General features: G+C 62.7%; 19 protein-coding genes. 8 read left to right on the top strand and 11 right to left on the bottom strand.

Features of this window, described 5'->3' with window-relative positions; translation table 11 throughout:
- Window positions 1-201 precede the first annotated feature (201 nt).
- Complete coding sequence (locus tag RMO89_RS12480; RefSeq protein WP_310533470.1) at window positions 202-1,923, bottom strand: cytochrome C; 1,722 nt, start codon at window positions 1,921-1,923, stop codon at window positions 202-204.
- 53 nt (window positions 1,924-1,976) lie between these two features.
- Window positions 1,977-2,774: a hypothetical protein gene (locus RMO89_RS12475; protein ID WP_310533469.1), complete on the bottom strand. Its 798-nt coding sequence runs from the start codon at window positions 2,772-2,774 to the stop codon at window positions 1,977-1,979.
- Between the two features lie 499 nt (window positions 2,775-3,273).
- Here RMO89_RS12475 and RMO89_RS12470 point away from each other — a divergent pair, with 499 nt between their 5' ends.
- The 3 genes from RMO89_RS12470 (at window position 3,274) to RMO89_RS12460 (ending at window position 6,355) form a co-directional block, all read left to right on the top strand.
- Window positions 3,274-4,176 (top strand): tetratricopeptide repeat protein, encoded by a 903-nt coding sequence (locus RMO89_RS12470; RefSeq protein WP_310533468.1) that lies wholly within the window; start codon window positions 3,274-3,276, stop codon window positions 4,174-4,176.
- A complete protein-coding gene (locus RMO89_RS12465) occupies window positions 4,176-5,486 on the top strand; it encodes an NAD(P)-binding domain-containing protein (RefSeq protein WP_310533467.1) in 1,311 nt (436 codons plus the stop codon). The genes RMO89_RS12470 and RMO89_RS12465 overlap by 1 nt, the downstream gene beginning before the upstream one ends.
- Window positions 5,487-5,563: 77 nt before the next feature.
- Window positions 5,564-6,355: a response regulator transcription factor gene (locus tag RMO89_RS12460; protein WP_310533466.1), complete on the top strand. Its 792-nt coding sequence runs from the start codon at window positions 5,564-5,566 to the stop codon at window positions 6,353-6,355.
- Window positions 6,356-6,821: 466 nt separating this feature from the next.
- Here RMO89_RS12460 and RMO89_RS12455 read toward each other — a convergent pair whose 3' ends face one another.
- The 4 genes from RMO89_RS12455 to RMO89_RS12440 all read right to left on the bottom strand — a co-directional run bounded on the left by RMO89_RS12455 (window position 6,822) and on the right by RMO89_RS12440 (window position 10,817).
- Window positions 6,822-7,511: a response regulator gene (locus tag RMO89_RS12455; protein WP_310533465.1), complete on the bottom strand. Its 690-nt coding sequence runs from the start codon at window positions 7,509-7,511 to the stop codon at window positions 6,822-6,824.
- Window positions 7,508-10,165, bottom strand: a complete 2,658-nt coding sequence (locus tag RMO89_RS12450; protein WP_310533464.1) for a sensor histidine kinase KdpD — start codon at window positions 10,163-10,165, stop codon at window positions 7,508-7,510. The genes RMO89_RS12455 and RMO89_RS12450 overlap by 4 nt, the downstream gene beginning before the upstream one ends.
- Window positions 10,162-10,329, bottom strand: a complete 168-nt coding sequence (locus RMO89_RS12445; protein WP_310533463.1) for a potassium-transporting ATPase subunit C — start codon at window positions 10,327-10,329, stop codon at window positions 10,162-10,164. Before RMO89_RS12445 ends, RMO89_RS12450 begins: the two co-directional genes overlap by 4 nt.
- A gap of 200 nt (window positions 10,330-10,529) precedes the next feature.
- Complete coding sequence (locus RMO89_RS12440; protein ID WP_310533462.1) at window positions 10,530-10,817, bottom strand: hypothetical protein; 288 nt, start codon at window positions 10,815-10,817, stop codon at window positions 10,530-10,532.
- A 139-nt stretch (window positions 10,818-10,956) separates the two neighbouring features.
- Between RMO89_RS12440 and RMO89_RS12435 the strand changes: the two genes are divergently transcribed.
- From RMO89_RS12435 to RMO89_RS12420, 4 genes are all read left to right on the top strand, one after another.
- The gene (locus tag RMO89_RS12435) at window positions 10,957-12,840 is read left to right on the top strand and encodes a potassium transporter Kup (RefSeq protein WP_310533461.1); all 1,884 of its coding nucleotides are present in this window, start codon (window positions 10,957-10,959) and stop codon (window positions 12,838-12,840) included.
- Window positions 12,841-13,025: 185 nt separating this feature from the next.
- Window positions 13,026-13,268 (top strand): hypothetical protein, encoded by a 243-nt coding sequence (locus RMO89_RS12430; RefSeq protein ID WP_310533459.1) that lies wholly within the window; start codon window positions 13,026-13,028, stop codon window positions 13,266-13,268.
- A 19-nt stretch (window positions 13,269-13,287) separates the two neighbouring features.
- On the top strand, window positions 13,288-13,545 hold the full coding sequence (locus tag RMO89_RS12425) for an SDR family oxidoreductase (RefSeq protein WP_409035549.1): 258 nt from the start codon (window positions 13,288-13,290) through the stop codon (window positions 13,543-13,545).
- Between the two features lie 206 nt (window positions 13,546-13,751).
- Window positions 13,752-14,411 (top strand): PilZ domain-containing protein, encoded by a 660-nt coding sequence (locus RMO89_RS12420; RefSeq protein WP_310533456.1) that lies wholly within the window; start codon window positions 13,752-13,754, stop codon window positions 14,409-14,411.
- Window positions 14,412-14,461: 50 nt separating this feature from the next.
- Here the strand turns inward: RMO89_RS12420 and msrB are convergent, their stop codons facing one another.
- From msrB to RMO89_RS12405, 3 genes are all read right to left on the bottom strand, one after another.
- Entirely contained in the window at window positions 14,462-14,968 is a 507-nt protein-coding gene (gene msrB, locus RMO89_RS12415; RefSeq protein ID WP_409035548.1) for a peptide-methionine (R)-S-oxide reductase MsrB, read from the bottom strand.
- Window positions 14,969-15,033: 65 nt separating this feature from the next.
- Window positions 15,034-16,269, bottom strand: a complete 1,236-nt coding sequence (locus RMO89_RS12410; protein ID WP_310533454.1) for an ABC transporter permease — start codon at window positions 16,267-16,269, stop codon at window positions 15,034-15,036.
- Window positions 16,266-17,309: an ATP-binding cassette domain-containing protein gene (locus RMO89_RS12405; protein WP_310533453.1), complete on the bottom strand. Its 1,044-nt coding sequence runs from the start codon at window positions 17,307-17,309 to the stop codon at window positions 16,266-16,268. The genes RMO89_RS12410 and RMO89_RS12405 overlap by 4 nt, the downstream gene beginning before the upstream one ends.
- A 45-nt stretch (window positions 17,310-17,354) precedes the next feature.
- Here RMO89_RS12405 and queG point away from each other — a divergent pair, with 45 nt between their 5' ends.
- Entirely contained in the window at window positions 17,355-18,428 is a 1,074-nt protein-coding gene (gene queG, locus RMO89_RS12400; protein WP_310533451.1) for a tRNA epoxyqueuosine(34) reductase QueG, read from the top strand.
- Here queG and RMO89_RS12395 read toward each other — a convergent pair.
- Together RMO89_RS12395 and RMO89_RS12390 are read right to left on the bottom strand one after the other, a co-directional pair.
- Window positions 18,415-19,644 carry an FAD-dependent oxidoreductase gene (locus tag RMO89_RS12395; protein ID WP_310533449.1) on the bottom strand — a complete coding sequence of 410 codons (1,230 nt, stop codon included), beginning with the start codon at window positions 19,642-19,644 and terminating at the stop codon, window positions 18,415-18,417. The genes queG and RMO89_RS12395 overlap by 14 nt on opposite strands.
- Window positions 19,645-19,754: 110 nt before the next feature.
- Window positions 19,755-20,177, bottom strand: coding sequence for a DUF3035 domain-containing protein (locus RMO89_RS12390; protein ID WP_310533448.1), 423 nt, complete (start codon window positions 20,175-20,177; stop codon window positions 19,755-19,757).
- Window positions 20,178-20,247 lie beyond the last annotated feature (70 nt).

Here is a 20,247-nt window from a genome sequence, read left to right as displayed (position 1 = left end):
GCGGAGCCCAGTCCGGCCAATCCGGACAGCATGGCACAATTGCCTATGCACCCCGGTTTCTATTCAATGTGCGAAAGGAAAGGGTATAAGTCTGCAGTCAGGTCAACGCCGCAGAGAGTCGTTTCGTCGGCATTTGGCACCGTCTGCAAGGTTAATGTCAGGTTTCCGTCAGGTGCCCCGTCTTTAAAACAATCCGCAGGATCAATTCTTGCCGTTATTGCCCATGATTATCTGACCGAATCCTGACGTTACATGGCAGCGTTCGCAATCTTCACCAAAGCCGCCACGATGCGGATCGCTGCGTCGGTGACAATCGATGCAGCGAGTTCCAACCTTTGATGGATCACCGGGCCGGGAGTGGCATGCCGAACATATGAGGCCTCGATGCTTTCCGGTCAGGGCGAATTGCGTCTGACTATCGTGATCGAATTTCCAGACCTTCCAGTCACTGGTGGTATGACAATTTCGACATTGTGCAGGCGTACCAAGCGCTCCGGCATGGTGCTTATCAGCATGGCAATCCTGGCAGGCTGCGCCCTTGGCGGAGAAGGTGCGATCGGCGTGACATGATGCGCATTGCAGAGCCGCGTGCTTGCCGAGCAGCGGGAAGCGCGTGAGATCGTGTTCGAACCGCACCTTGCCCGTCCAAGCCGAGCTGGAGTGACAGCGCGCGCAATTCTGGCCAAGTTTTCCGGAATGGACATCGTCCTTGGCGTGGCATGACCCGCATTGTGTCGAGAGCTGGGCCTTCGACGCTCCTTGCGTATGACATGCCTCGCACTTTGCGGTGGCATGCGCGCCGGCGAGCGGAAAATCGGTCATGGTGTTGTGGTTGAAGTTGGATGTTTTCCAGGTGGTCACTGTGTGGCAGCGCGCACAGTCCATGCCATTGGCGCCCTTGTGTGTATCGTCCTTGGCGTGGCAACCGAAGCAGGTAACCGGTGGCTTTGCGACCTTCGCAGGCTGGATGTGGCAGGCGGCACATGCAGCCGTCCGATGCGGGCCTTTCAAGGCGAAGCGGGTCATCCGATCATGATCGAAGCTGGTCTGCTTCCAGCTGCGCGGGTTGTGGCAAGATGCGCAATCGGTCCCGTTCTGCCCCTTGTGCGTATCGTCACGCGCATGGCAGGAAAAGCAGCTGCGCGACGGATGCTTGTTGGCATTGCCGGCCCCGTGACAGCTGGCGCAACTTGCCTGAGCGTGGCCGCCGATCAGCGGAAAACCGGTGCTGGAATGGTCGAACGTCGCAGAGCGCCACGTTGCCGTGGTATGACAACTGGCGCAATTGGTTCCGCGCGATCCGCGATGCGCGTCGTCTTTGGCATGGCATGAGGCGCAGGTCTTGCCGATCCCCTTCCAGCGCTGGCCGGCATGGCACGAAGCGCAGGTCTGACTGCGATGGGCACCGGTCAGGGCAAAGCCCGTGCGGGCATGATCGAAGCCCTGGACGGGCTTCCAACCAGAGGTGGAATGACAATTGGCACAGGCCCGGCCCAACTGGCCGCGATGCGGGTCTTTTGCGGCGTGGCAGGATGCGCAATCATGAGGCGCTCCGCGATAATGCGGCGCTTGCCGATGACAGGTGGTACACGCCACCTTCGCGTGCTTGCCGGTGAGCGGAAAAGCACTGAAGTTGTGATTGAACGTGCTGGCATTGAGCCCGATCAGGCGGACGTTCCGGCCTTTGTGCTCGCTATGGCACGACTTGCAGTTCCCTGATCGTGCCGGGCCAAACTTGCCGTGAAAGCGCGTGCCCCCGGCAATGTCGCCAGCGATGCCCTTGTGGCAGGCGCTACACTTGCTGTTCTGGGCCTCCTTGCGGAACGCGGAGTGGCAGCCGTTGCAGTTGCTCTCAAGCCGGGCATGAGCATTGCTGAGCGGTCCGGGCGTGACCAGGCGTTCCATGATTGACTGGCCGAGCACGGGGCTCGCGAAAATAGCGGCAAGCAAGCACAACAGGCGAACCCAAGCGCGCATCAATACATATGCACCGCAACGATGTGCAGCGTCGTGGCCGCGACGAGGAGGAAGAACAGCGGCAGATGAAGCAGGTGCCATAGCCGGAGCAGCCTGTCGTAGAAGGCAAATTCGGCTGCCCGGCGCACGGCTTCGAAATACTCGCCGAGCAGCATCCTGAGCCGTTGTTCACGCCTGCCGGTGCCCTGCGACAGTTCGGCAGTGAGGAGACGATTGGCACGCCGGGTCTCATAACCAAGGCCGACAACTGCAGCCGCGCTCGACCAGAAATTGGTTCCTGCGACTACGGCGCGGTCTTCGAAGGGCTGAATCCGCTTGACCAGATCGGTAATCGCCTCACCATTTGCCTGCATCGCTGAAAGCTTCTCATCCATTTCCTGCTTCAACGCGCGCACTTCGAGCTTACGATCCGAATAGCCCCGGTGAACCCGCGAATAGAAAAAGCGCCCGATCAGTCCGCTGCTGGCCACCACGATCATCGCACCAAGCGCAAAGGCGCTGTTGAGCGCGCCCCAGCTAAAGCGGGAATGAAACAGGATCGCGAGCGGACCCATGAGTCCGAGCAACATGTGAAAGCGGAACCAGAACCCCACCGTGCCTGCCGCGCGCGGGGCGGAGCGCGTGCGCTTGCGGATTGGATAGGCCAGCAGCAGCAGCATCATCGATCCGCCGGCAATCCCCAGAGCATAGCCAATTCCGACTTCCGGATCGATCCAGCGATCGGCCCGATGCAGCCAGCCAAAGACAATTGCACCGGCAACGGCTGACACAACGGCCAGCGAAACGAATCGCTCCACCGCTCCGGCCGTTAACCGAGGCTGTTGACGCCCTGCTGCACTCTTCTCTGCTCTTGTGGCCATGTTCGTTGGTTATCTTGAAGTGAATGCCAAAACCGGAATTGCCAGAAAGTGCTTAGCGATTGGTTGTGCGGAATATTGCTTTTTGGGCCTCGGCTCATCTCTCGTGGCGGGCGACGTATCGAGGAAATGCCGATTTGACAGCTTCGTGTCAGGTGCGGGGTGGGCGATGGCGCTGTCCCGGTGAATTGCACGGCCCATCGGGACGCAGAAAAGAACGAGGATCAAAATGTTGCAGTATATTCTGACGGGCCTCGCCGGCCTTTTCCTCGGCATCGTGGCCATGCGCGTCTGGCAGGCTCGCGAGCCGGAGGCCGGCGCGCCCGAAGGGCAGTCTTGTTCTCGGACTGACGGAAGTCCGGATGCAGAAGAAATGACATCCAGTGTCGCAGGTTCAGCAGGTAAGTCGTCACCGCGGATAACTTCAAGGCACGTGCTGATGGGTGCCGGCGGACTTGCCGCAGCGGCGGTTGCGGTGCTCTTGCTGCGCGGTCCGGAGACTCCTGCGGTGCCGACCGCCGCAGCCCCGACATCGGCCACAGGCGCGGATGGAAAATCGCTCGACGATGTCGATACGATGATTTCGCGGTTGGCAGCCCGTCTTGAAAAGGAGCCGAACGACGGCGAGGGCTTTCGGATGCTCGGCTGGTCTCACGTCATGACCGGCCATCCCGAGCGGGCAATCGAACCCTACAAGCGCGCGCTGGCCTTGCTGCCCAACTCGGCCCTGGTGCATTCCGGATACGCTGAGGCACTGGCGGGAGCGAGCGGGGGCAAGGTAAGTGCGGCGGCGAAGGCAGAGTTCGAACGCGCTCTGGCCATTGATCCCAAAGAGCCGCGCGCACGCTATTTCCTGGCGCTTTGGCAGGCGCAGAACGGCCAACAGAAGGAAGCGCTCGAGAAGTGGATTGCGCTGGCCAACAGCGGTTCTGCCGATGCACCCTGGCAAGTCGATGTTCGCCGCCAGCTCACAGAAGTTTCCGGCAAACTTGGCATCGACGTTTCGTCACGACTGAAGAACCCGGCACCCAAAGTGGAGGGAGCAAGCGCCGTCACTGCGCCGCAGCTCGATCCGGCCACCGTGCAGGCCGCCAGCGCGCTGCCTGAAAGCGACCGCGCCGCCATGGTCGACCAGATGGTCGCTGGCCTCGTCGCAAAGCTCAAGGCCAATCCGAAAGACGCTGATCGTTGGGTCCTGCTGCTCCGCTCGCGCATGGTCTTGAAGCAGCCGGATCAGGCCCGGTCAGACCTTGATCTGGCTCGCAAGTCTCTGGCCGGCGACAGCGGCGCACTGGGCAAGGTCAACGCCGCCGCTCTGGAACTGAGAGTGCCGGGTGCCTGATGTCCGCCGATAAGCTGCTGCTTGTATACCTCCTGCCACTGCTGCTGATCTGGGCTGCCTGGATCGGCATCGGCAAGCTGCGTTCGCGGCGAGACAGGGCTATACTCGAGGACAATATCCAGGCCGGCCTGATGGAGCCGAACACGCTGCACCCGGTGATCGATCCGGCGCTGTGTCTGGGCTGTGCCGCCTGCGCGCGCGCGTGTCCGGAGAAGACGATCATCGGTATCATCGACGGTAAGGCGGCGCTCATCGAACCAAGCATGTGCGTCGGCCACGGCGCATGTGCGCAAGCCTGTCCGACGAAAGCAATCACGCTGGTTTTCGGAAGTGAAACGCGCGGCGTTGATATCCCGATCCTTTCGCCAAGCTTCGAAACCAGCGTCCCCGGTATTTTCATCGCCGGCGAACTCGGCGGCATGGGCCTCATCAAGAACGCTATCGAGCAGGGCCGCCAGGCGATTGTCCATGCTGCAACCCGATCAAGGTCAATTTCTGGTGAGCCGGACGTGCTGGACGTGGTGATTGTTGGCTGCGGTCCCGCCGGAATTGCCGCCAGCCTTGGCGCGATCGAGCAGAAGCTTAAGTTCGTTACACTCGACCAATCATCGCTTGGCGGCACCGTCTCGCATTTCCCGCGCGGCAAGCTGGTCATGACTGCGCCCGCGACGCTGCCTTTGGTCGGCAAGGTCAAGTTTGGCGAGGTTAGCAAAGAGAAGCTGTTGGCATTTTGGCAAGGTGTGCTCAAGGACACCGGCCTGAAGCCCAATTTCGAGGAGCATGTTGCTGCCGTCCATCGGCATGGCGAGCTGTTCGAGGTTGTTACGTCACGCCGCAGCTATCGCACCAGGACGGTGTTGCTCGCCATTGGACGGCGTGGCTCACCACGCACGCTCGATGTGCCCGGCGAAGAGCTGGACAAGGTGGTCTATCGCCTGATCGATCCCGAACAGTATGCCGGCAAGAAGGTGCTTGTTGTTGGCGGAGGTGACAGCGCGCTGGAAGCGGCGGTTCGCATAGCTGATCAGCCCGGAACCCAGGTGACCATTTCCTATCGCAGCGCCGCCTATTCGCGCGCACGATCGCGTAACCGCGAGGCGATTCAGCAAGCGGTCGAACAGGGCCGCGTTACCCAGCTATTGGGCAGCCATGTCGAACAGATAGACCAACAATCAGTGATCTTGCGGCACGGAGGCCAATCGCGCCGGATCGACAATGATTACGTAATAATTTGTGCGGGTGGAATCCTTCCGACGCAATTTTTGCACGACATGGGCGTCACGGTTGAAACAAAGTTCGGCAAAGTTTGACGTGATGGGGGCGGTCATACAATGTGTTTTCAAGGGGAACTGTCCCGTGGGTCGCCGCCCGGAACAAGGGGGCCAGCATGCGCTTGCTGGTAATTGACAAGTCGATCAGCGCTGGAAATATCCTGACCCGGGGCCTCATCGGGGTCGGCTTCAGGCCGATTGTCGTGCGCTCGGTGGCTGAAGCGCTGATCAACAGCGCACGCGAAAGCGCAACTGCTGTCCTGATTGATCACGGGCGCATGGCATCTTCACCTGCTGAGGCGGTACGCCCTCTGCGCGAAAGCGGTATCAATCTACCGTTGGTCGTCCTTTCCGAACGCGATGACTGGCGCGAAAAAGTGGATTGTCTGGATGCGGGAGCCGACGACTTCCTGGTCAAGCCAGTGCGCTCGGAAGAAGTTGCGGCGCGGCTCAGATCTGCAATCCGGCGCAGCGCGGGCATTGTCACAAACCGGCTTGGCTTTGGGGATATCGACCTTGATCTAAAGCAGCAGTGTGCCTGGAAATCGGGCGAATGTCTCAATCTCACGCGTAACGAATTTCGACTCCTGCGCCTCTTCATGATCGCATCCGAACGCGCAGTAACCAGAAACGAGATACAAGGTAGCCTGTGGAATGATCGAAACAAGGTTTCGGATAATGCCATCGAGGTTCAGGTGGCAAGGCTGCGCAAGAAGCTGGGACAGGAGCGTATCCATACCGTTCGGGGGATCGGATATCGTCTTGCGGGACCAGGCAGCAGCAACCAGCGCCCTTCGTCAGAGAAAAACGCGCCCTGCTTGAAAACAGCCAGTTGCGATTGCCTTGATTCTTCGAGCGAGCTTGAGGAAATCCCACCGGAATTTATCGATCCTGGAATGAATATCTAAAAAACTCGGATTATCAGAGATTTGATTGTTCGAGCTCCCTCCTTCCTTTACCGCTTCAAGCTGCGTCTAAACCCTCAAGCGCCTTGCTCTCGCGCGACGCCCCCTTCACCCATGCCCGGCGAGATTTAATGCCAAACCACGTCGACCTCACCGCACCATCCGAGCGCGGCATTGGAGGTGAGCTAAGTGCCACTGTCGCTGGCGATCATGCATAGCCTAGAGCTATTCCGTGCCTTGGAGCGCCTGCATCAAGTAGCTGGACTGGGGAGTGGTGCCGAGGAATGCGATGCAACGTCTCCCTTCAGTCTGACTGACGAAGCTCGGCGCATTTTGATTGGTCTGGCTGCCGAGGACCCTTACAGAAAAGGCGTCATTACAAAAATTGCATGCCTTGCATCGGCTGTGCCAGACTCAACAGCGTTGCGCTATCCTGAAGCCCTCAAGAGATCGGTCCGGGCCACAGGGACTATGAAGGCATGTGCAGCCGATAGCCAACGCCGGGTTCGTTACGCAAGAGCCTGGGCTGGGCTGGATCGAGTTCAAGCTTGCGGCGAATCCCGCGCGCGGCCACGCGCAAGTACTCGACGTCGCTATCGTGCCCCGGGCCCCAGACCGATCTTAGCAACTGGGCGTGAGTCACTACCCGTCCGGCCGTTTTGGCCAGCTCGGCCACGAAAGCGTATTCTTTCGGGGTCAGATGCACTTCATCACCGCCCTTGCGGACTTGCCTTGCGGGAAGGTCGATTTCGACATCTCCGATACGGACCACCGGAACGCCTGTTTCACTTGCAAGGCGGTGGCGCAGGGTTGCCCTGATCCTGGCGAGAACTTCCTCGCTGTCGAATGGTTTGGAAACATAGTCGTCCGCGCCAAGATCAAGCGCGGCGACCTTCTGTTCGGTGGCGTCGCGCGCAGAGATGACGATAACCGCCGTGCCGGCGCCTTTGATGATCGGGATCAGTTCAAGGCCATCGCGGTCGGGCAGGCCAAGGTCGAGCAAGACCACTTCGGGTTTATCGATATGGATTGAAGCCAGGGTTTCGCGGGCGGAGCCAGCCTCGACGATCCGGTAATTTGCCCGCGCCAGGCTGCTGTGCAGCAACCGCCGGATGGCGGGTTCATCGTCGACAACCAATATTGTAACAGTGTGGCTCATTCGCTGGGCAGTTCCATCAATTGGCTCTCGCGGAATTTGATCCGGAACGAAGCGCCTTTGCCGTCATCGCGGTTTGATGCCGACAATTCGAGGCCCATCGCCTCGGCAAAACCCTTGACGATTGCCAGACCAAGCCCGGTTCCGCCCTTGCGGTCCGAACCCTCGATTCGGGCAAAAGTCTCGAAAATCCGGCGCTCCTGACCTTGGGGTATGCCGGGACCTTCATCTTCGATGCACAGAGAAAGCTGTGTTCGATCGAGGTAAGCTCTCACGGTTATCGGCCCGTCGGGGGCTCCATATTTGGTGGCGTTCTCAATCAGATTGATCAGACAATGATGGAACAGCTGGGGATCGACCATGACGAGCGGAAGGTCGGACGGCATCTCTACGATGGCCTGATGGCCCTGCAACGCTGGTCCGAGGTCATCAAGGGCGCTGGCGACGGCTTCCGAAAGGTCGACCGGCTCGATCTTCTGATGCAGGGCACCTGCCTCGATCCGAACCATGTCGAGCAGGTTGGCGACGAAGCGATGCAGCCGCTCGGCTTCACCGCGCGTGGTTGCAAGCTGGGCTTCCTGGAGAGGGGAACTGGCCTTGATATCGCGCAATGTCCCAAGAATGGTGGTCAACGGCGTCCGCAGATCATGGCTGACCGAGGAAAGCAGGGCGTGGCGCAGCCGGTCGCGTTCCCGGACATGGGCCAGACTCGACATTTCCTCTTCGAGGGCGATGCGCTCGAGCGCCAGGCCGGCCTGGTCAAGCAGGCTGAGGAGCAGGGGCAGCTGATCAGAGCGGATCGGGCTGCGCGCGTCCGATCGCGACAATCCGAACACGGCCAGCGCCTTGCCGGCCGAGCCGACCGGATTGAACAGCCATTCGGACGCGGTCAGCGTATCCGACCCTCGCCCGGCCGGCTTGTTGTTGTCGTAAGTCCACTTCGCCGCTGCATCGTCGAGCATCTCGAGCTTACTCCCCGATGGCGAAGACGCGCGGATGGCAAGCTGGTCGCGATGCGGCATCAGCAGGACCGTGTTGCAGGCCAGCAATTCCCCGACTTCCCGGCACAGGACGTTGCTCAGTTCATCGCTGCTGCTGATCCCGGTCAGCTGGCGGGCAAACCCGGCAAGCGAACTGTTCTGCGCCGCGCTGGCCTGGGCGAGCAAGGCCTGCTCCCGCACCCGCGAGGCAAGCTGGCTGCCAACCACCGCCACGCCCAGCAGTACCAGCACGGTGATGATATTCTGCGGATCCTGAATGGTGAACGTGTGCACCGGCGGAATGAAGAAGAAATTGTAGGCCAGCGAGCAAGCCAGACTGGTCACAATGCCGGTCCGCATGCCGTAGCGGGTTGCCGCCAGCATCACCGGAATCAGGAACAAAAGGCCGATATTGGTAATACTGCCGTGTTCGAAGATCACTTTTCCGATGATGGTGATCAGCGCGGCAAGTCCCAGCGAAACCGCATAACCGGTCCATGGCCCCCAAGCCGAACGGAGCGTCGATGCAGGCTGCCGCCTGCCTGGCTCACCGGGATCCAGCGGCAGAACATGGACCGCAAGTCCGGGCATTTCCCTGACCAGCCGGTCGACGATCGAACCATGGCGCAATTCGAACCACCGTGACCGCGCCGATTTGCCGACGATCAACTGGGTGGCCTTGGCATCAACGGTGAACTGTTTCAGGCCCGCCAGGATCGATTCAGCAGGCACGGTGGCAATCTGGGCGCCAAGCTGATTTGCCAGCCGCATGGTTTCGGCCAGCTGGCCGTTCTCGTGATCGCTGAAGCCCAGACTGCGCGGGGCTTCGATATGGACCGCGGTCCATGGCGCACGCAGGGCGTCTGCCAGACGTTTCGCCGCGCGGACCAGCTCCGCCGAGCCGGACTGTTCGCTGATCGCCACGACCAGCCGGTCGTTGACGGCAAAATTCCCGCCGACGGCATTGGCCCGCATGTAATCGAGCATCTGCGCGTCGACCGCCTGTGCGGCGCGGCGCAGCGCCAGTTCGCGCAGGGCAGACAGGTTCGCCTTTGAAAAGAAGTGCCCCAGCGCGCGTGCCGCCTCATCGGGCACATAGACCTTTCCCTGACGCAGCCGCTCGATCAGTTCGTCCGGCGGAATATCGACCACTTGGAGTTCGGCATTCTCCAGCACCCGGTCGGGCAGCGTCTCGCGAACCCGGACCCTGGTGAACGAGGCCACGAGGTCATTGAGACTTTCAAGGTGCTGGACATTGAGCGTCGAATAGATGTCGATCCCGGCATCAAGCAGTTCCTCGACATCCTGATAGCGCTTGGCATGGCGGCATCCGGGTGCATTGGTGTGCGCCAGTTCATCGACGAGGACCAGGCCGGGCTTGCGCTGCAGGATGGCGTCGATATCCATCTCGCCGAACCTGTGCCCCTGATGCTCGATCGATTTGCGCGGCAGGCTCTCAAAGCCGCTGACTTTCGCTTCGGTCTCGCGCCGCCCGTGCGTTTCGACCACGCCAATGACGACATCGGTCCCGGCATCACGCCGCGCCGCGCCTTCGGTGAGCATTTCGAAGGTCTTGCCAACGCCCGGGGCCGCCCCGAGGAAAACCTTGAGGCGGCCCTTGCCCTCACGCGAGGCGGCGCGCAGCAGCGCGTCTGGATCCGGTCTGGTCTCGTTCATTGACCCCGGTTTGCGCCCGATCGGGCCATGCTGTCGAGAGCAAGGTTCAGTTTGAGCACGTTAACGCGCGGTTCTCCGAGGAAGTCAGGTGTGGGTGTTTCGACATGATCCGCGACCAGCTTGCGCAGCGACACCGGATCGATCCCGCTGATGCGGCCGCGCATGGCGGGTTTCCGTTAAGAAGCATTCGGGCCGCAGCGGCGCGGAAATCAGGCAAACAAGGAGACCAAGCGCGGTTACGCCGGCGAGGATCAGGCGCATGGCCATCGCGGACTCCTCACGCCTTTTCGCAAAGCCGAATGAAGGCCAGGGTCAGGATGAACAGGGCGCCCAGCAGGGCCAGCCAGGTCAAGTCAGGCAGCGATCAGGATTTCCAGTAAAGGCGGTTGCTCTTCGGGATCGGCACCAGCTCGAAAAGCTTGGGACCGAACATGGTGAGGGCGAGGCCGCTGGTGAGGCAGGCAACGATTGCCAGGCCGACGGCCAATTCGCCCATCGTCGCCTGATGCAGACGCGGCGCCGTGACCATGCGATGGGCGATCAGGCCCAGCCGATAGCTTCCTGCGAGCAGCACGATGCCCAGGCTGCGCAGGACAAGCTCTGCGGCCCACCAGCGTTCGCCCCTGTAAAGACGATCAAGATTCCGTGACATTGAAAAGCTCCCGCATTTGTCATGCGGTGCTTCAGATAGGCTCTGGAGGCGTTAAGATTCCACGGGGAATTTGGCCGGGCACGTAAAGATTCCGTAAAGTTCATGGTGTCCTCGTGCGGGCATGCCTAGGCATTGCGACATGAGCGAAACAACCGGGCAGCACGCCCACAAAGAGAGCCTTGGCGCGCTGGCTATCGGCGCGATCGGGGTGGTGTTTGGCGATATCGGCACATCGCCGCTCTATGCTCTCAAGGAAAGCTTCGTCGGCCACCATCCGCTGGCTGTCGATCAGCCGCACATCTATGGCGTGCTGTCGCTGATCTTCTGGACGATGATGCTGATCGTCACGGTCAAATATGTCTTCGTGATCCTTCGGGCAGACAACAAAGGCGAAGGCGGCAGTCTGGCCTTGCTGGCGCTGATCGGGCGAAAGCTGGGCGATAACCGCTGGAGCGGGCTGGTCGCAGTGCTTGGGGTCATCGCCACAGCCCTGTTCTATGGCGACGCGATCATTACGCCGGCGATCTCGGTGCTTTCCGCGGTCGAAGGGCTGACTGTGATCAACGCGGGCCTGGCCCAGTGGGTGCTGCCCTTGTCGATCGGCATTCTGGTCGGCCTGTTCGCGATTCAATCGCGTGGCACGGCAGCCGTCGGGAAACTCTTCGGCCCGGTAATGGTGGTCTATTTCATCGTCCTGGCTGTGCTCGGGCTGATCAACATAATCGAGGCACCGCAGGTCTTGTGGGCATTGAGCCCGCACTATGCGCTGGAATTCTTCCTGATCGATCCCAAGCTGGCATTTCTGGCGCTTGGCTCGGTGGTTCTGGCCGTGACCGGCGCAGAGGCGCTCTATGCCGATATGGGCCATTTCGGCCGCAAGGCGATCATGGTCTCGTGGCTCTATATGGCCTTCCCGTGCCTGCTGATCAATTATCTGGGGCAGTCGGCCCTGCTGCTCAACAACCCTGCGGCGGCAGAAAACCCGTTCTTCCTGATGGCTCCCGAATGGGCGCGTTTGCCGCTGGTGATCCTGGCGACCATGGCCACGATCATTGCCAGCCAGGCTGTAATTTCGGGGGCCTATTCGGTGTCGCAGCAAGCCGTGCAGCTCGGCTTTCTGCCGCGCCTCAAGATCCTCCACACCAGCGCCAAGGCGGCCGGGCAGATCTATGTGCCACTGGTCAACTGGGCCCTGCTTGCGCTGGTCATCCTGCTGGTGCTCGGCTTCAAGAGCTCGAGCAATCTGGCCGCGGCCTATGGCATTGCGGTGACGGGCACGATGTTCATCACCGCCTGCATGCTCGGCATCCTGACCTTCGCGGTCTGGAAATGGAACCCGTTCGTGGCGACGCTCGTCACCGGCTCGTTCCTCATCGTCGATGGCCTCTACTTCGCCTCGAATGTCACCAAGATCCCCGATGGCGGCTGGTTCCCGCTGCTGGTTGCCACCATTGCCTTCACCCTGCTGACGACATGGGCCGCCGGACGCCGCCTGGTCCGCGAGCGCCTCGCCGAAGATGCATTGCCGATCGAAGCATTCCTGAAGTCGATCGGGCAGAAGGTGCGCCGGGTCTCTGGCAGTTCGGTATTCCTTGCTTCCACAACCGAAGGCATTCCGCCCGCCTTGCTCCACAACCTCAAGCACAATCACATCCTGCACGAACGCGTGGTGATCCTGACTGTCGTGACCGAAGGCGTGCCCCATGTACCACCCGAAAACCGGCGCGAGGTTGAGGACATGGGCGACGGATTCTACCGCATCGTCCTCCACTACGGGTTCATGGACGAGGCCGATGTCCCTGCCGAACTCGCCAGGGAGAATCGCGCCGGCGGCCCCTTCAAGGCCATGGACACGAGCTACTTCCTCTCGCGCCAGACGCTTCTCGCCTCTAAGCGCCCCGGCATGGCAATCTGGCGCGAGCGGTTGTTCGCCTGGATGGTCCGTAACGCCGAAAGCGCGATGCAGTTCTTCAAACTGCCAAGCAACCGCGTCATCGAGCTGGGAAGCCAGGTCGAAATCTAGGAATTTCCCTGCGCAACAGCCCGGTGACGGTCGTTGGGGCAACGGCAAGGTTGAACAGGGCGCAGCGCATTGCGGTCTTCACATTGGGCGAGCGGACCGCCACCGGATGGCCGTGATTGCCCGTGCGGCGCCTTGTCAGCCAACGGCAGGCAACAAGGATCATACTCCCGGCCCTTGCCGCGCCGATGTCAGAGAACGAGCGGTTCAACCTGATCGAGAAATGCGTCAAGGGCGGCGATGATCTCGGCAAGGGCCATAGTCACGCCCAGTTGCCGCTCGAAGACCCGAAGATGGAGGCGAACTGCAAGGTTGACCTGCAATCGGCCTTGTTCGGATCGCTCCAGATGATGCAGGCCGCCTTTCCGCACATGGTGGCGCAGGGCGGCGGAGCGATCATCAATTCCGGTTCGGATTTCGGCTTCCGCTGAGAGCCAGGTTTCCTCGCCTTTGCCGCCAGCAAGGGGCGGCATCATCGCGATGACCCGCGCGCTGGCGATTGAGCCGGGGCCGAAAGGGATTACGGTCAATTCGGTCTCGCCCGGGTTCATCGACACGCCGATGGCGCGAAGATATCGCGGCCGCCGGCGCCTTTTTCGCTTCCGACGCCGCCGGGTAGTGGCAGATCAAGGACCTCATTCAGGCGGCCGGGTATTTCACCACCACGGTCTGGATGCTGATCGCGTTCGAGGTGGAAACGGAGCCTGACTTCGCGGACGTCTCCAGGAACCGCGCCAGGCATGACGACTGACCGGATGGGCATCCTCCTGGCTCAGATTCCCGCCATCGGGCCGCTTGCACAATCGAACTCGTAAACGCCGCGTTAGCCACGTTTCGCAGCACCTGTTTCAAGTAGTTAGCATAGTTTGCACCTGTAACAGGTCGTCGGGGGATGGCCTGAGGCGGGGTATTGCATGGCAGGCAGGATGGACGCGTCGGACCCGGAGTTCGGCGGACTGGAAAAGCGGGAAGAACAGCGGCTGGTGCTGCTGCTGCGCCCGGCCAAGGTGATTTGCCGCAGCGGCGAATACCTGTGCATCCTGCGCGATGTCGCCTCCAGGGGCGCCCGGCTGCGGCTGTTTCACCCCCTGCCCACCGAAGCGCTGATGGTGCTCGAACTGGGCAATGGCGACCGCTATGACATCGAGAAGATGTGGGAGCGCGGCGATCAGGCGGGCTTCGTCTTTGCCCAGGCGGCGGCGGTCGAACATCTGATCGAGGAGCGCAGCCGCTATCGCAAACGCCAGGTCCGCGCGCGACTGACGCTTGACGTGAAACTCACCGCCGGGGGACGCGACTATCCCGCCGTCCTGCGCAATATCTCGCAGCAGGGCGGCAGCCTTGAATGCGAGGCACCGCTCGCCATCGAACAGCGCGTGTCGCTCACCGCGCGCGGCCTGCCGCAGCTGGATGCCAAGGTGCGCTGGCGCAAGGGCAACGGGGTAGGGCTGGTGTTCGAGCAGACCTTCAAGCTCGACCAGCTTGCCCGCCTGCTGTTCGAACTCCAGCCGTTCCCGCCGGCGATTTCCGACGATCCGCAGGATGCGATCTTCAAGCGGGCTCGCGGGGGCTGAGTAGCGGCTACGCCGTCCCGGGCTTGACCCGGGACGACGATTAATCCGGATCAGGCGGGGCGGAACACCATCGCCGCGCCGTTCATGCAATAGCGCTTGCCAGTGGGCTTGGGACCATCATCGAACACGTGGCCAAGGTGCCCGCCGCAGCGCGCGCAGTGCACTTCGGTGCGCGGCATGCCAACCTCGTAGTCGGTCGAGGTGCCTATCGCGCCGGGCAGGGGCTTCCAGAAACTGGGCCAACCGGTGCCGCTGTCGAACTTCGTCGTGGAGGCAAAGAGCGGATTGCCGTCCGCCGCGCAGACGAAGGTGCCCTTGCGCTTTTCATGGTCAAGCGGCGAGGAGCCAGGGCGTTCGGTGCCCTTCTGGCGCAGGATGTAATGCTGCGGCGGGGTCAGCCGCTTTTTCCATTCGGCATCGGTGAAGCGTACCGGATAGGTCTTCGCCTCGGCATCGCCGCCGCACGAGGCGACCAGCGGCATGGCCGCGCCGGCAACCAGCCATTGGGTCAGCCGGCGGCGCGATAGCGTTGCAGGAAAATCTTGCGTCTGGGGCATGGGTCCGGCCTTTTCGTTGTCCCGCGTTGGACACGATATAGGCCGGACTGGCAGCTTCTTAAAGGTCAGGCCGTAACCGGCTGGCCCTTGCCCTTCTTGGTGCGCGCCTGCTGCGGGCCGGACTTCATCACCCGGCGGCGGAACAGCCGCGATCCGAAGTGGACGAAAATCGCCACCCACATCACCTGCCAGGCGACCGCCAGGACATGCGGCAGCACCGCCCCGTCCTGCGCCGCGCGCGCCAGCATGGCGAAGGGCGAGGAGAACGGGATCAACTCTGCCGCCAGCGATACGCCGGTGCCCGGCTGGGCGGCGGCATAGGTGGCGAAAAAGAAGATCATCAGCTGCGACATCGATACCGGCATCGAGATTGTCTGCACCTCGCGCACGGTCGATGCCATTGAACCGATCGTCAGGAACACCGATCCGAGCAGCAGGTAAGCCATGGCGAAATAGCCGATGCCAAACGCGACGAAAGCGGGCCAGCCCACGGCTGGCGCGGCAAGGCCGCTGAGCGCATCGCTGCCCAGCAGGATCAGTCCGCCAAAGCCCGCGCCCCAGACGGCAATGCCGACCAGCGATACGCCCAGCATGGCGAACAGCTTGCCATAGAACACCGCCTCCATCGGGATCGCGGCGGCGAGCACTTCGATGATCTTGTTCGCCTTTTCCTCGACAAGGTTGGACAGCACCATGCCGGCCAGCATCATCGTCAGCAGGAACAGCAGCATCTGGCCGCCCTGCGCGGTGCGCATCTGGCCATTGCGTTCGCTGGCCACGCTGCTCGCCGTCGCGGCGAGGGCGACCTTGGGCAGGGCCTGCGGGCTGCCATCGGCGGCGCGCCCGGCGATCAGAGCCACCGGCCCGCTCCATGCGCGGATCAGGCCTTCTGTGCCGGTCAGCTGCGGCGAGGCAAGCGATCCGGTGACGACGGCGGCAAGGTTGCCATTGCTATCCTTGAGCGCCTGCGCGGCATCGATCGTCTCACCCGGACGGAGCTTTTTGACCACGGCCATGTCTGGCACCGAATCGCCCAGTTCCGGGCGCAGTGCGGCGCCGGCGGCGATCATCGCATCGGCATCGCGCGGAGCCATGACCACGCCCAGCACCGGGCGCGCGGCGGCCTGTTCGGTTTCCTGTTTCACCGATCCGGCAGCAATGCCGACGATCACCGGGAACAATGGCCCCAGCAGGAAGAAAAAGAACGTGCGGCTGAACAGGATCGCACCGAAATCGCGCCGCGCGACGACGAACGCCGCTTGCAGGGTCGAAAGCCGACCCGATGAAATTGCGCCGCTCATCGACCCTTCTCCATGGCCAGAGCCTCATCGGGAACTTCTTCCAGCGCGCGGGCTGCCGCCTCGCCGGCAATCGCGACAAAGGCATCATGCAGCCCGGCGCGTTCGATGGAGAGCGACAGGATGCCGGCCTCTCCCTCGATCAGCGCGCGCAGCAGCGGTTCGATGCCGCTGCCCGGCAAGTCGAAATACCAGAAGGTGCTGCCATCGGCCTTCTGCTCACGGCGGGCATCGGCGGGCAGGGCGCCGCGCCAGGTGCCATCACCAGCGCGGGTTTCGAGGCGGACCTGCGGGCGGATACGGTCACGCGCCACATCGACCGGCCCGGCGAAAGGCACCTTGCCGCCAGCGATGATCGCCACCGAATCGCACAGTCGTTCGGCATGGGCGATGACGTGGGTGGAAAAGATTACCGTCGTGCCCTTTTCGGCGAGGCCGCGCATCATGCGCTCGAGCTTGCCCTGGTTAAGCGCGTCGAGGCCTGAGAACGGCTCGTCGAAGATCACCAGCCGGGGTTCGTGGACCAGCGTGGCGAGCAATTGCACCTGCTGCGCCATGCCCTTGGAGAGCTGACGGATCTGGCGGTCGGCGGCATAGCCAAGGCCGTGTTCTTCCAGCAGCAGCTTGCCCCGGCGGCGACCTTCCTCCAGCGGGAGGCCGCGCAGCGCACCGATGAAGGCGATGGCTTCGTGGCACTTCATCGCCGGGTAAAGCCCGCGCTCTTCGGGCAGGTAGCCGATGGTATGGGCGACATCATGCGGCCGCTCGGCACCCAGCACGCGGCGATAGCCCTCGTCCGGATCGATGATGCCCAGCAGCATCCGCAGCGTGGTGGTCTTGCCCGCGCCATTCGGCCCCAGAACGCCATAGATCGCGCCTTCGGGCACTGACAGGTCGACGCCGTCAACGGCGGTGAAGCCGTCAAAGCGCTTTACCAGCCCGCGCGCCTCGATGGCGAGCGGTGCGCTCGCTGCCGAGATGCCGGAAAGTTCGGATAGCGGTGCGTTGCCCGCCGGTTGCCATTGGCCTAGGTCCATCTTCATGGGGTGCCTCATTAACCACCCCCTGTGAAGAGGAGCGCGCCAAGTTTGGTTAACGGGCCGGTAACTGACGAATTAAAACAGGCGCTTGGTGAAGAGGCCCGGCGGCTGGGCTTTGTCGCTTGCGGTATCGCGCAGGCAAGCGAGGACCCGCTCCGTGCCGCGCGGTTGGTCGATTGGCTGGCCTCAGGCGCGCATGGCCAGATGGACTGGATGGAAGGCCGCGCGCACCACCGTCGCAGCCCGCAGGGACTGTGGCCCGAGGCGAAAAGCGTGATCGCGCTGGGCATGAGCTATGCCCCGGCGGGCGATCCGCTGGCGCTGGCGGGTGAGCCTTCGCGCGGCTGGATTTCCGCCTATGCCAAGGGCGCGGACTATCACGACACGGTGAAGAAGGCGCTCAAGCACCTTGCGCGTTGGCTGGTGGCTGAGGGCGAGCGGCGCGGCCTTGGCGAAGTGGGCGTGAAGGTCTTCGTCGATACCGCACCGGTCATGGAAAAACCGCTGGCCGAGGCGGCGGGGCTGGGCTGGCAGGGCAAGCATACCAATGTCGTCAACCGGGACCATGGCTCGTGGCTGTTCCTCGGCGCGATCTATACCACGCTGGACCTTACGCCCGATGCGCCGGGGCAGGACCGCTGCGGATCATGCGACGCCTGCCAGCGCGCCTGTCCGACAAGCGCGTTTCCCGCGCCTTACAAGCTCGATGCGCGGCGCTGCATTTCCTACCTGACGATCGAGCACAAGGGCCCGGTGGACGAAGCGCTGCGCCCGGCGCTCGGCAACCTGATCTATGGTTGCGACCTGTGCCTGTCGGCTTGTCCGTGGAACAAGTTCGCCGACAGCGCCGCCGCCAACCGCGCCTTTCTGCCCCGCGCCGAACTCGCCGCGCCAAAGCTGGCGGAGCTGCTGGCGCTTGATGACGCGGGCTTTCGCAAGCTGTTTTCCGGTTCGCCGATCAAGCGCATCGGGCGCGACCGGTTTGTGCGGAACTGCCTCTACGCGGCGGGCAACAGCGGGGATGTGGGGTTGATGCCGCAGGTCGAGGTGCTGCTTGAGGATCCCGATGTGGCCGTGGCCGATGCTGCCGCGTGGGCAGCATCGCGCCTCAGGCCGGGATAAGCTCCTTCAGCGGTACCGAAGCATCGGCCAGCTGCGCCACATCCGGTGAAACTCCGGCTTCGACCAGCTTGCGCCCCTGCACATAGTCTTTGACCATGTTGACGCAGTCGAGCGCGATGACCTTGCCGTTCTTCAGGTAGATGACCGAGAACGAGCGCTCCTCGGGCGAGCCGCGCAGCACGGTCTGGTCGTAGCCGACCGACAGCCCGGCGGTTTGCAGGCGCAGGTCGTACTGGTTCGACCAGAACCACGGGAAGGCGTGGTAGGGCTTTTCATCGCCGCAGATCGCCTTGGCCACGCAAGTCGCTTGGTCATTCGCGTTCTGGACTGATTCGACGCGCATTACCGTGCCGTCGGCGTAATCGCAGGCGAAGGCGGCGCAGTCGCCGATGGCGTAGATGTCCGGCAACGAAGTGCGGCAGCGCTCGTCGATGTCGATGCCGTTGCCGCCCGCCGCGCCGGCAGCGATCAGCGGGCCGACAGCGGGGATGATGCCGATGCCGACGATCACCGCATCGGCGGGAACCACGCTGCCGTCGCCCAGCTTCACGCCGGTCACGCGGCCTTCACCCTCTAGCGATTCGACCGTCACGCCGGTGCGCAGGTCGACCCCGTGGTCGCGGTGTTCCTTTTCGTAGAAGGCGGACAGTTCCGGCCCGGCAACGCGCGCCAGCACGCGCGGCAGGGCTTCGAGCAGGGTGACATGGCAGCCGAGCTTGGTCAGCACCGCCGCCGCCTCAAGCCCGATGTAGCCGCCGCCGATCACTGCGATGCTTTTCACGCCGCCGTCGATTTCGCCCATCAGCTGGTCGCAGTCCTCGCGGGTGCGAACGGCGTGAACACCGGCGAGAGTGCCGCCCGGTACCGGCAGTCGGCGCGGATCGCCGCCGGTTGCCCAGACCAGCGTGCCGTATGTCAGGCTCTCGCCATTGGACAGGGTGAGCTGCTTTGCTGCCGGATCAACCGCCGTCACTTCGACGCCGAGGCGCAGGTCGATGCCCTTCTCACCCCAGAATTGCGGCGGGCGGATATAGAGCCGGTCAAAGGTCTTCTCGCGGGCGAAATATTCCTTGGACAGCGGCGGGCGCTCATAAGGCGGCTCGCTCTCGCGTCCGATCATGGCGACCGTTCCGGTGAAACCGTTCTGCTGCAGCGCGATGGCGCACTGCGCCCCGCCATGCCCGGCCCCGACGATAACGACATCCGCTGCACTCATGCCCGCAAACTCCCTTTTCGCTCTTTGCGAAACGCGAAAAGGCCCGGCGCGTCAAGCACCAGGCCTTGTTAATCGCCCTGAAACAGGAGGGTTAGCCCCTCCAGGTGGGATCAGCCGCCGGCAGCAGGACCGGCTACAGCCTGTGCTTCGCGGCCATCGCCTTCGGGGGCGACGAGCACGTCACGGGTGATGGCACCCTTGGCGACGGTGTTGGTCTGCGGATCACCCACGGTCGAGCGGATGCCCGGAGCCGAAGTGCCGGCGCGGCCGATGGTGTTCTTTTCCACTTCGCTGCGGTTCGGACCGGGGCCGAACAGCGCGTCCTGCGCCTGCACGGCAGAGGTCGAATCGGCCGGACGCGGCGCGCCAGGCTGCGGCGGGGTCAGCGAGAAATCGGGCGGAACCACCAGCGGCGCCTGGCGCTGCACGGCGAATTCGTCAGGCCGGTCACGGCTGAGCAGCCCGCTGCTGCCGCAGGCTGAAAGCAGCACCGAGGCACCGATCAGGGTCGTGAAGGCGATGGACTTACGCATGTATCAGCTCTCCGAGGCGGAACCCGCCGGTTGGTTATCTGCCTTTTCGCGCGAAAGCAGCGAACGGGCA

It is taken from the genome of Novosphingobium sp., from assembly GCF_031424035.1.
Lineage (GTDB): Bacteria > Pseudomonadota > Alphaproteobacteria > Sphingomonadales > Sphingomonadaceae > Novosphingobium.
The sequence above is the reverse complement of the archived record's forward strand: the minus strand, read 5'-3'. Positions and strand labels throughout refer to the sequence as shown.